Origin of the sequence: Streptomyces sp. NBC_00510, from assembly GCA_036013505.1 — a bacterium.
Taxonomy (GTDB): Bacteria; Actinomycetota; Actinomycetes; order Streptomycetales; family Streptomycetaceae; genus Actinacidiphila.
The window spans coordinates 7,940,137-7,953,840 of sequence record CP107851.1 but is presented as its reverse complement, the minus strand read 5'-3'; the positions used below and the strand labels follow the sequence as shown (position 1 = coordinate 7,953,840).

General features: G+C 74.6%; 13 protein-coding genes. 5 read left to right on the top strand and 8 right to left on the bottom strand.

Features of this window, described 5'->3' with window-relative positions; genetic code table 11:
- The first annotated feature begins 3 nt into the window (after positions 1 to 3).
- Entirely contained in the window at positions 4 to 474 is a 471-nt protein-coding gene (locus OG937_35995; GenBank protein ID WUD76713.1) for a pyridoxamine 5'-phosphate oxidase family protein, read from the top strand.
- A gap of 26 nt (positions 475 to 500) precedes the next feature.
- Here OG937_35995 and OG937_35990 read toward each other — a convergent pair whose 3' ends face one another.
- On the bottom strand, positions 501 to 1,415 hold the full coding sequence (locus tag OG937_35990; protein ID WUD76712.1) for a LysR family transcriptional regulator: 915 nt from the start codon (positions 1,413 to 1,415) through the stop codon (positions 501 to 503).
- A gap of 68 nt (positions 1,416 to 1,483) precedes the next feature.
- Between OG937_35990 and OG937_35985 the strand changes: the two genes are divergently transcribed.
- A complete protein-coding gene (locus OG937_35985) occupies positions 1,484 to 2,467 on the top strand; it encodes a DMT family transporter (protein WUD76711.1) in 984 nt (327 codons plus the stop codon).
- A 21-nt stretch (positions 2,468 to 2,488) separates the two neighbouring features.
- Here OG937_35985 and OG937_35980 read toward each other — a convergent pair whose 3' ends face one another.
- Positions 2,489 to 3,820, bottom strand: a complete 1,332-nt coding sequence (locus OG937_35980) for an aminotransferase class I/II-fold pyridoxal phosphate-dependent enzyme (protein ID WUD76710.1) — start codon at positions 3,818 to 3,820, stop codon at positions 2,489 to 2,491.
- Between the two features lie 35 nt (positions 3,821 to 3,855).
- On the opposite strand from OG937_35980, the gene OG937_35975 reads away from it, so the two are divergent.
- Together OG937_35975 and OG937_35970 are read left to right on the top strand one after the other, a co-directional pair.
- Positions 3,856 to 4,527 carry a pyridoxamine 5'-phosphate oxidase family protein gene (locus tag OG937_35975; protein ID WUD76709.1) on the top strand — a complete coding sequence of 224 codons (672 nt, stop codon included), beginning with the start codon at positions 3,856 to 3,858 and terminating at the stop codon, positions 4,525 to 4,527.
- Between the two features lie 14 nt (positions 4,528 to 4,541).
- Positions 4,542 to 5,180 (top strand): FMN-binding negative transcriptional regulator, encoded by a 639-nt coding sequence (locus tag OG937_35970; GenBank protein WUD76708.1) that lies wholly within the window; start codon positions 4,542 to 4,544, stop codon positions 5,178 to 5,180.
- Here OG937_35970 and OG937_35965 read toward each other — a convergent pair.
- The 4 genes from OG937_35965 to OG937_35950 all read right to left on the bottom strand — a co-directional run bounded on the left by OG937_35965 (position 5,177) and on the right by OG937_35950 (position 10,129).
- Positions 5,177 to 6,697: an FG-GAP repeat protein gene (locus OG937_35965; GenBank protein ID WUD76707.1), complete on the bottom strand. Its 1,521-nt coding sequence runs from the start codon at positions 6,695 to 6,697 to the stop codon at positions 5,177 to 5,179. The genes OG937_35970 and OG937_35965 overlap by 4 nt on opposite strands.
- A 635-nt stretch (positions 6,698 to 7,332) precedes the next feature.
- Entirely contained in the window at positions 7,333 to 8,313 is a 981-nt protein-coding gene (locus tag OG937_35960; GenBank protein ID WUD76706.1) for an EamA family transporter, read from the bottom strand.
- Positions 8,314 to 8,325: 12 nt separating this feature from the next.
- Positions 8,326 to 8,883 (bottom strand): peptidase, encoded by a 558-nt coding sequence (locus OG937_35955; protein ID WUD76705.1) that lies wholly within the window; start codon positions 8,881 to 8,883, stop codon positions 8,326 to 8,328.
- Between the two features lie 163 nt (positions 8,884 to 9,046).
- Positions 9,047 to 10,129: an aldo/keto reductase gene (locus tag OG937_35950; protein WUD76704.1), complete on the bottom strand. Its 1,083-nt coding sequence runs from the start codon at positions 10,127 to 10,129 to the stop codon at positions 9,047 to 9,049.
- A 154-nt stretch (positions 10,130 to 10,283) separates the two neighbouring features.
- Between OG937_35950 and OG937_35945 the strand changes: the two genes are divergently transcribed.
- Positions 10,284 to 11,201, top strand: coding sequence for an AraC family transcriptional regulator (locus OG937_35945; GenBank protein ID WUD76703.1), 918 nt, complete (start codon positions 10,284 to 10,286; stop codon positions 11,199 to 11,201).
- Between the two features lie 4 nt (positions 11,202 to 11,205).
- Here the strand turns inward: OG937_35945 and OG937_35940 are convergent, their stop codons facing one another.
- Positions 11,206 to 11,901 (bottom strand): pyridoxal 5'-phosphate synthase, encoded by a 696-nt coding sequence (locus tag OG937_35940; protein WUD76702.1) that lies wholly within the window; start codon positions 11,899 to 11,901, stop codon positions 11,206 to 11,208.
- 72 nt (positions 11,902 to 11,973) lie between these two features.
- A complete protein-coding gene (locus tag OG937_35935) occupies positions 11,974 to 13,401 on the bottom strand; it encodes a ricin-type beta-trefoil lectin domain protein (GenBank protein WUD76701.1) in 1,428 nt (475 codons plus the stop codon).
- Positions 13,402 to 13,704 lie beyond the last annotated feature (303 nt).

Below are 13,704 nucleotides of genomic sequence, written 5' to 3'. Positions count from 1 at the left end.
CACATGGCCGTCGCACAGCGGCGCGGACGCCGGATCATGATGACCCCGCAGGAGGCCGACGCCTTCCTCGGCGCGCAGCGCACCTGCCGCGTCGCGACCGTCTCGCCCGACGGCCGCCCGCACGTGGGCGCGCTGTGGTTCGTCTGGGACGGGACGTCCCTGTGGCTGTACTCGATCGTCCGCAGCCGCCGCTGGGCCGACCTGCGGCGTGACCCGCGGGTCGCGGTCGTCGTCGACGACGGCACGGAGTACGGCGAACTGCGCGGCGTCGAACTCTCCGGCACCGTCGAGTTCGTCGGCGAGGCGCCCCGCACCGGTGAGCCCCACCCGGACCTGGAGGTCGTCGAGCGGCTGTTCGCCGCCAAGAACTTCGGCCTGGAGTCCATGCCCCACGACGGCCGCCACGCGTGGCTGCGCCTGACCCCGGACTCCGTCGTCTCCTGGGACTTCCGCAAGATGCCGGGGCTCGGCTAGCGCACGCGCGGCGGCCCCGAGCGCGATCAGCCCTCGGCGGCCGCGACGTCCTCCGCTGCCCGGCGCAGGGCCCCGACGGCGGCGCGGATGGCGGGGCGGCGGTCGGCGTCGGAGCGCCAGACGGCGTAGATGTGGCGCTTCATGGTGTGGCGCACGCGGATGGCGCGCACCCCGCCCGGTAGGGGGCCGCGGCCGAGGCGCGGGACGACGGCGACGCCCAGGCCGGCGGCGACGAGGGCGAGGACGGTGGGGTGCTCCTCGGCGTGGTGGGCGATGCGCGGTTCCACGCCCTTGCCGCGCAGGGTGAACAGCAGCCACTCGTGGCAGAAGCCGCCGTCCGGCCAGGCGATCCAGTCGTCGTCGGCGAGTTCGCCCAGGTCGACCTCGTCGCGGCCCGCCAGGGGGTGGGCCTCGGGGACGACCACGTCGGCGAGGTCGTCGAGCAGCGGCTCCTTGGCCAGGCCCCCGGGCAGCGACAGCGGCTTGTTGTACCAGTCGAGGACGACCGCGAGGTCGATGTCGCCGCGGACGAGCCGGGCCAGCGCGTCCTGGGGCTCCATCTCGTGGACCATCGCGCGCAGCTTGGGGTGGTCGTGCCGCGTCGCCGCGAGCGCCTGCGGGAACAGGCCGCGCACCGCGGTGGGGAAGGCCCCCATGCGCAGCTCGCCGACCGCGGCGCCGCGGTGCGCCTCCAGGTCGGAGTGGGCGAGCTCGACGAGGGAGAGGATGCGGTCGGCGTGCCCGGACAGCAGCCGGCCGGCGTCGGTGAGGCGGACCCCGCGGCCGTTCTTGGCCAGCAGCGTCTGCCCGGTCTCGCGTTCGAGCTTGCCCATCTGCTGGGAGACGGCCGAGGTCGTCACGTGCAGGACGTCCGCCGCGGCGCTCACCGAGCCGTAGGTGGAGATCGCGTGCAGGATGCGCAGGCGCTCGAGGTTCAACATGTAAGCAACACTACGGGATCACTGGCAGGTTTTCTCGCTTGTCCTAAGAGGTTCAATCCGTCATCGTGATGGCCATGAGCGCACCCAGCACCCGCCCCCCGGCCGTCGTGGCCGCCCCCTCCCCCGCCGGCACCACACCCGCCTCCGCCGCCCCCTCGGTCACCACGCGCCGCCGTCCCGTCGTGGACTGGCGCGTCAGCTGGGCCGTGCTCGCGCTCATCTGGGGCTTCAGCTTCCTGTTCATCAAGGTGGGGACCGAGGCGTACGCCCCGCTGCAGGTCGCGCTCGGCCGCATGGTCTTCGGCACCGCCGTGCTGGCCGCCGCCTTCGCCGTGAAGCGGGAACGGATGCCGCGCGGCGCCCGCACATGGGGGCACATGGCGGTCGCCGCGCTGCTGCTGAACACGCTCCCGTTCACGCTCTTCGCGTACGCGGAGCTCACCATCCCCTCCACGCTCGCGGGGATCTGCAACGCCACGACCCCGCTGTGGAGCATGGTGCTGTCGGTGGTGGCGCTGTCGGACGACAAGCCCACCCGGCAGCGGGTCGCGGGGGTCGGCATCGGCTTCGTCGGGGTGCTGACCGTGCTCGGCGCCTGGCAGGGCTTCTCCGGGACGGATCCGGCGGGCACCGCGATGGCGCTGGGCGCCTCCGCGAGCTACGCGGTGGGCTGGATCTACGTGCGCCGCACCCTGAGCGGCAGCGGCAACTCGGCGCTGTCGATGTCCTCCGCGCAGCTGCTGCTCGGCACCGTCCAACTGGCCGTGCTGACCCCGCTGTTCACCTCCACGCCCGGCTCGTTCCCGCTCTGGCCGACGCTGTCGGTCGTGGCGCTGGGCGCGCTGGGCACCGGGATCGCCTTCCTCCTGCAGTACGGGATCGTCGCGGAGAAGGGCCCGACCATCGCCACGATGGTCACCTACCTGATCCCGGTCATCGCGACCGCGGCCGGTGTCGCCCTGCTGGACGAGCACCTGACGTGGAACGAGCCGGTCGGCGCCCTCGTCGTGCTCGCCGGCGCGGCGCTGACCCAGCGCCGTCCGGCGGGCTGACCCCCTCCGGCCCGCGCCCCGTCAGCCGAAGCGCCCGGCGCGGTGCGGCCGGACGGCGGCGGCGACGGCGTCGGCCAGGGCCGGGACCTCGTCCACCGCGACCGGGGAGACGGTGATGCGGATGCCCGGCGGGGAGTCCAGGCGGAAGCGCGCGCCGGGCGCGACCGCCCAGCCCGCCTGCAGGAGCCGGGCGACCGCCCCGGTCTCGTCGGGCACCGGGACCCAGACGTTCATACCGCTGCGTCCGTGCGCCGGGACGCCGCGGTCGGCCAGCGCCCGCACCAGCGCGTCGCGGCGCGCGGCGTAGGCGGCGGAGACGGCCGGGACGTCGACCGCTCCGGTGCGCCAGAGGTGGGCGACGGCGTGCTGCAGCAGATGGCTGACCCAGCCGGGCCCGAGCCGGTAGCGGCCGCGGACCCGGTCGACGGTGACCGGGTCGCCGGTGAGGACGGCCAGGCGCAGGTCGGGGCCGTAGGCCTTGGCGGTCGAGCGGACCAGCATCCAGTGCGGGGTGCTCCCGGCGAGCGGGTGCAGCGGCAGCTCGGTCAGGCCGTTCACATGGTCGTCGTCGATGACGAGCACCTGCGGGTGGCCGCCCAGGACGGCACGGAGTTCGCCGGCGCGCGCCGCGGAGAGCGTGGCGCCGGTCGGGTTCTGGCCGCGGTCGGTGACGATCAGCGCCCGCGCGCCCTGCCGCAGGGCGGCGTCCACGTCGTGCGGCAGCGGGCCGTCGTCGTCCACGCCGACCGGGACCGCGCGCAGCCCGAGGGCCGGGACGAGGTCGAAGACGCTGCCCCAGCCGGGGTCCTCCACCGCCACCGCGTCCCCCGGCCGCAGATGGGCGGTGAGCGCGCGCTCCATGGCGTCGAGCGAACCGGAGGTGAGGCCGACCGGGCCGGCCGGCACCCCGTCGGCGTCGAAGGCGGCACGCGCGAGCGCGGCGAGCTCCTCCTCGACCGGGGACCGCCCGTACAGCGTTGGCTGCCGCGCGTTGCGGGCGGCCGCCTCGGCCAGTGCCTCCCCGAGCGGGGGCAGCAGGGCGGCGTCCGGGTTGCCCGTGGACAGGTCCCGCACCCCGGGCGGCACCTCCAGGCGGATCTCGTCCCGCGCGGTGGTCGCCGGACGCCTGCGCACCCGGCTGCCGCGTCGGCCCGCCGTCTCGATGACGCCGCGGTCGCGGAGCAGGCGGTAGGCGGCGGCGACGGTGTTGGGGTTGACGCCGAGTCCGGCGGCGAGCTCCCGCAGCGGCGGCAGCGCGGCGCCGGGCGCGAGCGCGCCCTCCCCGATGGCCCGTTCGACGCTCGCCGCGATGTCCGCTGCGCCCCGGCCGGTGAACGTGTACTCTCCTAGCACAAAAGGCATTATGCACTAGTGCAAAGGATCGCGCCATGTCCGCCACGCCCTCCGCTGCCGATGCGTACGCTCCCACCGACCGCACGGTCCCGACCCGCAGCCGCGAGCGCGCCTCGTACGACCGCGACCTGGTGCACGCGATCCTCGACGCGGACTACCTCTGCCACCTCGGCTTCGTCCGCGACGGGGCACCGGTCGTGCTGCCGACCCTCTACGCCCGCGTCGGCGAGCGGCTCTACGTGCACGGCTCCACCGGCTCCCGTCCGCTGCGCGACGCAAGCGAGGACACCGGGCTCCCGGTCTGCCTGACCGTGACGCACCTGGACGGACTCGTGCTGGCCCGGTCCGCCTTCCACCACACCATCAACTACCGCTCCGTGGTGGTGCACGGCGTGGCCCGCCAGGTCACCGACCCCGCCGAGCGCTCCGCCGCCCTGGACGCCCTCGTCGACCACATCGTGCCCGGCCGCGCCGCCGACTCCCGCCCCGCCAACGCCAGGGAACTGGCCGCCACCGCAGTCATCGCCCTCGACCTGCACGAGGTCTCGGCCAAGGTGCGCACCGGCGGCCCCGGCGACGACCCCGAGGACCTGACGCTCCCCCACTGGACGGGCGTGCTGCCGGTGACCCGCTCCTACGGGACGCCCGAACCCGCCCACGACCTCGACCCGTCGATCGCCGCCCCCGGCTACCTCACCGCGCGCTGAAAGGAGCCCCGCGCATGCTCGTCCACCCCTGGGACGCCGCCCTCGACGAGGCCGAGTGGCAGGACTGGCTGGCCGCCCACGACTTCGGCCAGCTCGCGGTCAACGGACTCGACGGCGAGCCCCCGTTCGTCCAGCCGCTGCACTTCGCCTACGACGCCGGACGGCACGAGGCGGTCACCCACCTCGCCCGGCCGAACCCGCTGTGGGCCGCGGTCGAGGCCCACCCCCGGGTGACGCTCAGCGTCGTCGACGACTACACCTTCATCCCCGGCCCCTGGCACGCCCCCGCGGGCACCCCGCCCGAGCACGGGACGCCCACCAGCTACTACGCCGCCGTGCAACTGCTGTGCGTGGCCCACCTCGTGGACGACCCCCAGGAGAAGGCGGACCTGCTGCACCGGCAGCTCGCCCACTTCCAGCCGCGCGGCGACCACGCCCCCGTCGTCCCCGGCCAGGCGCCGTTCGGCCGGATGCTGCCGGGCATCCGCGGGCTGCGGCTGGAGGTCACCGACGTACGCGCCAAGTTCAAGTTCGGCGGGAACCGCCCGCGCGAGACGCAGTGGCGGGTGAGCGGGCTGCTGGCCGAGCGCGACGGTCCGGGCGACGACGCCGCCCGGACCCGGCAGTTGCGCCGCCTCGGGCAGCGCGGTTAGTCGTCGATCGCCGCGCCGAACCGGGCGTTCTGGGACGGGGCGCCGAGCGAGCCGCCGCCGTACGTCCAGCTCCCCGGCAGCTTGAGGCCACCGGAGCCGGCCGAGAACACCCACACCACGCCGTCGTTGGTGTTCTCACCCGGGGCCGCGACGAGCAGACCGAAGTAGCCGTCGCGGTTGGGGTCGGTGAAGGAGACCTGGGCGCCGAACTTGTCGGCCTTCTCGGCGGCGCCCGGGACGCCCGCGGTGTTCTGGCTGACGTCCAGGACACCGGCGGTGGTCAGACCCCTGGCCGAGCCGCGCAGCACCCACACGGCTCCGGCATCGGCGACGCGGCCGATGTCCTCTCCGGAGGCGCCGATCGCGACGTCCGCGTACCCGTCGCGGTTGACGTCCCCGACGGAGAGGTCCGAGCCGAAGCCGTCACCGCGCTCCGAGACACCCGGCACACCGGCGTTGTCCTGGGTCCACCACACGGGCGGGCTCCCCGGACCCTCCTGCCCGACCGGCCCGTCCGGGCTGCCGTAGTAGACGCCGACCATGCCGCCGGTCATCGACGCGCCGCCGTCGTCGGGGCTGTGCGGCTCCCCGGTGACCAGGTCGTCGAAGCCGTCGCCGTTGACGTCGCCGGAAGCGACGACGGGGCCGCCGCGCAGGGCGGTGACGGGCAGCGGATCGATGTCGTCGCTGAGGAGGACGTACGACCAGCCGTAGCCCGGCTCGTCGCCCACGCTGAGGCCGGAGACCACGAGGTCGGCCAGGCCGTTGTCGTCGTAGTCGCCGGTCGTCAGCGAGGTGGGCGCGATGCCGGGCCCTTCCGCCTGCCGGGCGAGCGGCGTGCGCCGCCGGTCCTTGAAGGGCGTGAAGGTCCCCGCGTCCCCGCCCTTGCGGGCGGCGGCCTGCGGCACGGACTCGTACTGGAAGATCGACAGCCCCACCTTGTCGATCACGGCGAGCAGGTCACCCGGGACGTAGGTGGTGAAGTGCCCGGCGGCCAGGGCGCTGCCGAACCGGTCGCCCTTCATGGCGCTGACGGACTGCAGCCAGTCGCTCGCGGCGCCGGACAGCCCCTTCGCCGAGCCCCACAGGACCACGATGCCGCCCGCGTCGGCGCCGACGCCGCCCAGGTCCTCGCCGGGGATGCCGACGACGGCGTCGTCGTACCCGTCCCCGTCGAGGTCCCCGCTGGCCACGGCCTGGCCGAAGGCGTCGCCGGTCTCGGCGGCGCCGGGCACGCCGGAGGTGTTCTGGCTGAACACCTTGGCGCTGGTGGTGACCCCCTTGGGCCCGCCGTACTGCACGGTGACGGCACCGGCGCCGGAACGCCCGCCCACGGTGGCGCCGGGCGCGCCGGTCAGCACGTCCTCGTACCCGTCGCCGTTGAAGTCCCGGTTGCGGTCACTTGCGTGGGTGCCGCCGGGGGTCCCGGCGACGGAGGCGGGCGCGGTGGCGATGGCCGCGCCCGTGATGAGGAGAAATGACGCCGCGGTGACCGCAGCCGAGCGGTTCTTGCGCATGAGCGGCTCCTTCGCTCAAGAACGACCGGGCGGTGCGGGGGTGTCCGGAAAGAGCCCGTTTTCCTTCTCCGGCACCGTCTTTGACACGCCGTGGGGAGGAATGGTTGTAGGGGTGATTGCGGAAGCGTGGGCGGAGGAGCGCCGGCAGCGCACGGCACCGGGGGCACCACGACCGCCGCGGCCCGGCCTGGCGGTAGGCCCGGCGGGGCAGCGCGCATGACGTTCCGGACGGGGACGATCACGCTGTGCCGGGGCGGACGCGGCCGCCGCGCCAGCGGGGCCGCGCCACCGACACCACCGCGCGTCACGCGGGCCAACGCGACCGCCGGCGCCGGACCCCGCAGGCAGAACGCCCCGGCCGCCCGCGGCGCGTGGCCGCGACGACGAGCACCCATCGACCACCGGTGACTCCGGCGGACCACGCCGCGCCAACGCCGTCCACGGCACGCGGCCGCCCTACGGGACGTGGCCGGGCCAAGGGGCCGGCGCGCATAGCGACCCGGGCGGGGGGCGGCACAGGCCGCGCAGGTGTCCCGGACGGTCGTGTTGGTCCTCCGCAGCGGCGCGTGGCCGCGACGACGAGCGACAACCACTTACCCGAGACCACCGCAGGGCCGGCGCCGCCAGCGGGAGCGTTACGCGGGTTGCGTCGCGGAAGCGGCGGCCTCCGTGTCGGCCGGGGCACTGGAGGCGACGACCGTGGTCGTGCCCTGCTTCTTGGCGGTCTGGGCGACGAAGGCCCCCGCCAGTACGAGCGTTCCCCCGATGATCTGCGGCAGCGCGAGGTGCTCGCCCAGCAGCACCCACGCGAAGACGGTGCCGACCACCGCCTCCAGGCAGGCCACGACGCCGGCCACCTGCGGCGACAGCCGTCGTACGGCGACCACACCGGTCAGGTAGGCGAGCACGGTGGCCACCAGCACGACCCAGCCGACGAGCAGGACCGCGGGCACGTCGGTCTCGCCGAGGGCCGCCTGCCGGGTGAGCACCGACCAGTCCATCGACCAGGGACGGGAGACCGCGGTGAGCACGACGGCGCCGATGGCCAGGCCGTAGGCGATGACGGCGACCGGGTCCGGCGCGTCGTCGCCGTCGCTGCCGTGGTCGGCCAGGACGAAGTAGCTGACCTGGCAGCAGGCGGCGCCGAAGGCGAGCGCCAGGCCCAGCGGGTCGAAGGCGAGCCCGGACCACACCTCGACCACGGCGGCCATGCCGCCGACGGCGAGCACGACACCGATCGCCGCGGCCTTGCTGACCGCCTTGCGCTGGACGAAGCGCACCCAGCCGAGCAGCAGCGCGGGGCCGAGGAACTCCACGAGGATCGCGACGCCGACCGGGATGCGGGAGATCGCCGCGAAGTAGAGCGTCTGGACGCCGGCGACGCCGAGCAGGCCGAAGCCGAGCAGCAGACCGGGGCGGCGCAGCAGGAGCGCCCGGTGCCGCAGCACCACGGGGAGCATGACGAGTGTGGCGCCGGTGACGCGCAACCACACCACGTGCAGCGGGTCGAGCCCCGCCTCGATCAGCGGCTTGGCCGCCACCCCCGAACCGCCGAACGCGAACGCGGACACCAGCGCGAGCCAGAGCCCGGCGTTCCTCCCCTGAGACACATGCATCGGGCCATGATGTCAGCTCGCGACAGGACCGTCATCCCTGTGGCGACTGTCGCCCTCGGCACGTGGCGGGCGCGGGCGCCCGGTCAGGACCTCCGGTTCGACCCCCGCCGCCCTCAGCACCTGTGCCGCCCGGCTCCCGCGGTCGTCGACGAGCGCGGCGAGCAGGTCGGTGCCCTCGGCCCGCGGCGCGCCCCGGTCCCCGGCGCGGACGGCGGCCGCACGCAGGGCCGCGGCGGCGGCCGGGCTCCAGCCGGGCGCGTCGACGGCGGTGAGCACGCTTCCGGCGCCCGGGTCCTCGACCGCGTCCCGCCAGGCGATGCCGTAGCCGATGGTGCGCTGCGCGAGGTAGCCGAGGACGCGCGCCACCCGCCCGCCGGCGGCGGCACCCGTCGCACCGGCCGCGCCCGCCGCTCCCTCCACGGCTTCCCGCGCCCGCGGGTCGGCCTCGAGGAGGGAGTGCAGGAGGTGCGCGGTGTCGACCTGCCGGTCCCCGTCCCTGGTGGCGCGCCGCCGGGCGGCGGCGGTCGCCGTGCGCAGCTCGGCGCCGAGCCGCGAGTCGTTCCAGTGCACGCGGTCCACCCCATCAGACGGCAGGCCCGGGCGGCATCGCCGCACGGTCCCATTCCGCCGTCCTGCGCTGGACGGGCGCCCGCGTGCGCCGCGTCCTCCTCAGGGATGACGGCGGCCCCAGGACCGGCCCCGGACCAGCCCCGGGCCGGGCGCCGCGGGCGGTTCAGTAGCGGACGTCACTCTGCAGCAGCGGCGGGTACACCGAGGACGCCCGGCCGTCGACCGTGGTGCCCGCGAACTGCAGCATCGCCTGCAACTCGCCGTGCAGGGGCGCCGGGTAGCCCAGCACCGGGGCGGACACCTCGTCCAGCCGCCGCAGGTGCTCCGGGGCGAGGACCGTCCCGAGGCCCGCGAGGTTGTCCTCGAGGTGCTCCAGGCGCCGCGCGCCGACGATCGGCACGACGGTGCCCTCGCGGGCGCGCAGCCACGCCAGGGACACCGCCGCCGAGGTGGTCCCCAGCTCGTCGGCGACGGCGGCGACCTCCTCGATCACCGGGTACTCGTCCTCCCCTGGACCGCCCACGAACGAGGTGCGGACGGAGTCGGCGACCGCGCCGCCGCGCCGGTACTTGCCGGACAGGAAGCCGTTCTTCAGCGGGCTCCACGGCACGAGCGCCATGCCCTGGTCGAGGGCGAGCGGGGCGAGTTCGCCCTCCACGGTGCGGGCCAGCAGTGAGTACTCGACCTGCAGCGCGATCAGCGGGGTCCAGCCCTTCAGCAGCGCGGTGGTCTGGGCCTGCGCGGTCAGCCAGGCGGGGGTGTTGGAGAAGCCGATGTAGCGGATCTTGCCCGCGCGCACCAGGTCGTCGAGGGTGCGCATCGTCTCCTCGATCGGGGTGTGCCGGTCCCAGTTGTGCAGCCAGTACAGGTCCAGGTGGTCGGTGCGCAGGCGGCGCAGGGTCTCGTCGAGCTGGGCGACGATCGAACCGCGGCCCGCGCCACCGCCGTTGGGGTCGCCGGGGAAGAGGTTGGTGAAGAACTTCGACGCCAGCACGACGTGCTCGCGCCGCCCGGGGTGGGCGGCGAACCAGTCGCCGAGGATCCGCTCCGAGTGGCCGTTGGTGTAGAAGTTCGCGGTGTCGATGAAGTTCCCGCCGCGGTCCAGGTAGGTCTCCAGGATCTTCTCCGACTCCTCGACGCTGCACCCGGCGCCGCCGGGGTCCTCGCCGAAGGTCATCGCGCCGAGCGCGAACGGGCTGACCCGCAGCCCGGACCGGCCGAGGGTGACGTAGTGGTCGAGCGCCATGGACGTGCTCCCTTGTGCGTCGGAATCTGTCCACTCCATGCAACGGGAGACGGCTCCGGCGGGGTAGACCGATCCTCGCGGGCTCTTGCCCGATCCTGCCGACTTCGCCCCGATCGGGCTTGCCGGGACCCGGGCGGGGATGCTTCGGTGAGGTGTGCGCCCCCCTCCCGACCTCCTGGACGAGGTCCGCGGCCTCATCGCGACCCACGCCCGGCCCGACCTGCGGACGTCCATCGACGGTCTGCTGCTGTCACGGGTGGCGACGGCCCCGCCGGACTACTCGCTGACCGAACCGCTGCTGGTCGTCATGGCCCGGGGCGGCAAGCGCCTGCTGCTCGGCGACGAGGTGCACGACTACCGGGCGGGGCAGTACCTCGTGGTCACCGCGGTCCTGCCGGTCACCGGCCACTACGTGGACATGAGCCCGCGGCACCCCGCGCTGGGCATGGGGCTGGTCCTGCGCGCGGCCGCCATCGCCCCGCTGCTGCTGGAGGCACCGCCCGGGCGCCGGGCCCGAGCCGCGTCCGCCCCACCCGCGATCGCGACCGGTGAGGCCGGACCCGACCTCCTCGACGCCGTCGTGCGGCTGCTGCGGCTGCTCGACCACCCCGCGGACGCCCCCGTGCTCGCCCCGATGATCGAGCGGGAGATCCTCTGGCGGCTGCTCACCGGCCCCCACGGCACCATGGTCCGTCAGATCGGCCTGGCCGACAGCGGCCTGTCCCACGTCAGCCGGGCCATCCACTGGATCCGTGACCACTACGCCGAGCCCCTGCGGATCGAGGACCTCGCCCGTCTCGCCGGCATGAGCCCCTCCGCCTTCCACCGGCACTTCCGCGCCGTGACGACCATGAGCCCCCTGCAGTTCCAAAAACGCATCCGCCTCCAGGAGGCCCGCTCGCTCCTCGTGGCCCGGCCCGAGGACGTCGCGGGCGTCGGCCATGTCGTCGGCTACGCCAGCCCCACCCAGTTCAACCGCGAGTACCGCCGTCTGTTCGGCGCCCCGCCGGGCCGGGACGCCGCCCGCGTCCGCACCGCTTCCGGCCCGCCGGGGGTGCGGCACCTGCCGTGAGGCCTCAGGGCCAGAGCAGACCTCGTGTCCAGCCGCCGGGGGCGACGGGGTCGCGGGTGTAGCGGAGGCGGACGTGGCCCTGGGCGGGGGCGCCCTGCCAGAACTCGGCCTCGTCGGCGACGAGCCGGTAGACGGTGTGGCCCTCGGGCACGTCGTCGGGGTGGGCGGCGACGTGCTCGGTGGCCCGGCGGCGCGCCTCCTCGTACGCGGCGCGTCCCTGCATCGGGGCGCTCATCACGCCCGTGAAGCCGGCAATCCGGGAGGCCTCGCGGCGGCCGAGGAAGTCGCGGCGGGCGGTGGCGCGGTCCAGGGTCTCGACCGGTCCGGTCACCCGGATCTGCCGGCCGTGCCGCGGCCAGTACCAGGTGAGCGCGGCGTGGGGGCGGTCCGCCAAGTCGCGGCCCTTGCGGCTGGCCGCGTCCGAGGCGAAGTCGAAGGCGGGACGGTCGAGGTCGACGCCGCGCAGCATGAGCACCCGTGCCGAGGGCCGGCCGGCGGCGTCCGCCGTGCCGAGGGTCATGACGTGCGGCTCCGGGACGCCGTCGTCGAGGGCGTACGCCAGCCAGCGGGCGAACAGCGGCCCGGGGTCGGGTCCGGCGGTCGCGGGGTCGAAGGACGGGAGGGGCCCGCCGAGGACGGGCGCGGAGCGCATGCGCTCCCGGAGGGCGTCGGCGGTCACGGGTGCCTGGTCGTCGGTCACGCACCGATCCTGGCATGCGGCCGCCCGGCGCACCGCGGTCGCGCGGTGCGCCGGGCGGCGGCGGTGGGGCCGTCAGGCCGGGAGGTGGAACTGCTGGTTGGTGCCGCCGGCGCAGGTCCAGATCTGCAGCCGGGCGCCGTTGGCGGTGGACTTGTCGGTGACGTCCAGGCACTTGCCGGACGCGGGGTTGACCAGGGTGTCCCCGCTGCCGCGCTGCCAGACCTGGGCGCCGGTGCCGTTGCAGTCGTACAGCTGGACCTTGGTGCCGTTGGCGGTGCCGGCCGCGGTGAGGTCCATGCACTTGCCGAGCGCGCGCAGCGTGCCGTCGGTGCCCACCGTCCACTGCTGCGCGGTGGTGCCGTTGCAGTCGTACATCTGGACGGCGGTGCCGTTGGCGCTGCTCGCGGCGGCGATGTCGACGCACTTGCCGCCGAGGCCGGTGATCTGGCCGGTGGATCCGGTGGGCGGCGGGGTCGTGCCGCCGCCGGTCACGGTGTTGAAGACGGAGGAGAACTGCCAGGCGCTCTGCGGGGTGCCGCTGCAGCTGTCGGAGAGCTGCCCGTTGGTGGCGCAGGCCTTGTCGCGGCCGAGCGCCCAGAAGGCGAGCTCCTGGATGCCCTTGGACTTGGCGAAGTTGGCGAGGGTGGTGGCGTTGCCGGTGGTGAAGATCTCGCTGGTGTCGTCGTTGACCCCGATCATCGGGGTGTTGCCCTCCATCGCCCACAGCTGGGCGTCGGACTTCTCCGGCCAGATGGCGCCGAGCTGGCCGCGCAGGGCGGTGGCGGCGTCGGTGGCCGCCTTGCCCATGTCGCGGGTCCCGTCGTAGTAGTCCATCGTCATGATGTTGACGAGGTTGACGTTCAGCCCGTTGCTCTTGGCGTTGGAGAGCAGCTTCGTCCCGTTGTCGTCCAGGCCGTTCGGCATGGACGGCAGGGTGTACTGGACGTCGAGCTTGCGCCCGGCGGCCGCGTACTCCTGCTGGAGCTGGGCGAGCGCCTTGTTGCGGCGGTCGTTCGCCGCGGTGTTGGCGATCGCGCTGCCCTCGACGTCCAGGTCGACGCGGGTGAGGTTGAGGGCGTCGACGACCTTCTTGTACTGGGCCTTGAGCGCGGACACGGTCGTACAGGAGAGGCCGATCTCGGTGCCGGAGGCGCCGCCGAAGGAGACGATGACGTCGCCGCCCGCGGCCCGCAGGGAGTTGACCGCGGAGGTCCAGCCGGCGTCGGTGACGGGCGTGTCGCCGTTGAACATGGCGTTGCAGCCGCCGCCGTCGATGACGAAGGCGAGGGTGAAGTACTTCAGGCCCGTCGCGTTGCGGGCGTTGGTCATCGCCGAGGTCGAGTTCCAGGTCTCGACGTAGGGCGCGGCGTAGTGGGCGGGGAAGCCGGGGCCGGGGTTGGCGGCGGCGCTCGCGGAGCCGCCGGTGGCGACGACGGCGGTGGCGGCCATCGCGAGGACGGCGGGGGCCGCGGCGAGGGCTCTGACGGCGGATTTCAGCACGGGACGGCTCCTTCGTGTGCGCACCCGGGGTGCACGTCGTGGGGGGCAAGCCGTTGGGGGGTGGGACAGCGGGGTGGGGGGATCTGGACAGCTGTTCATGTAGGTGAACATCTCCTCACTACATGAACAGCTGATGGCCGATGACGGTATGGACTAGACCAGCCTTGCGTCAAGCCCCCCGCGCCACCGGTTCGTTGGGCGCCGCGATGACCGCGGGAGGGCTCGCGGGCATGGCTGGGGGCGGGGTCGCCGCCGCCCGCCGTGCGGACGGCGGCGGCCCCGCCGGTCGTCGTCCGGCCGGGG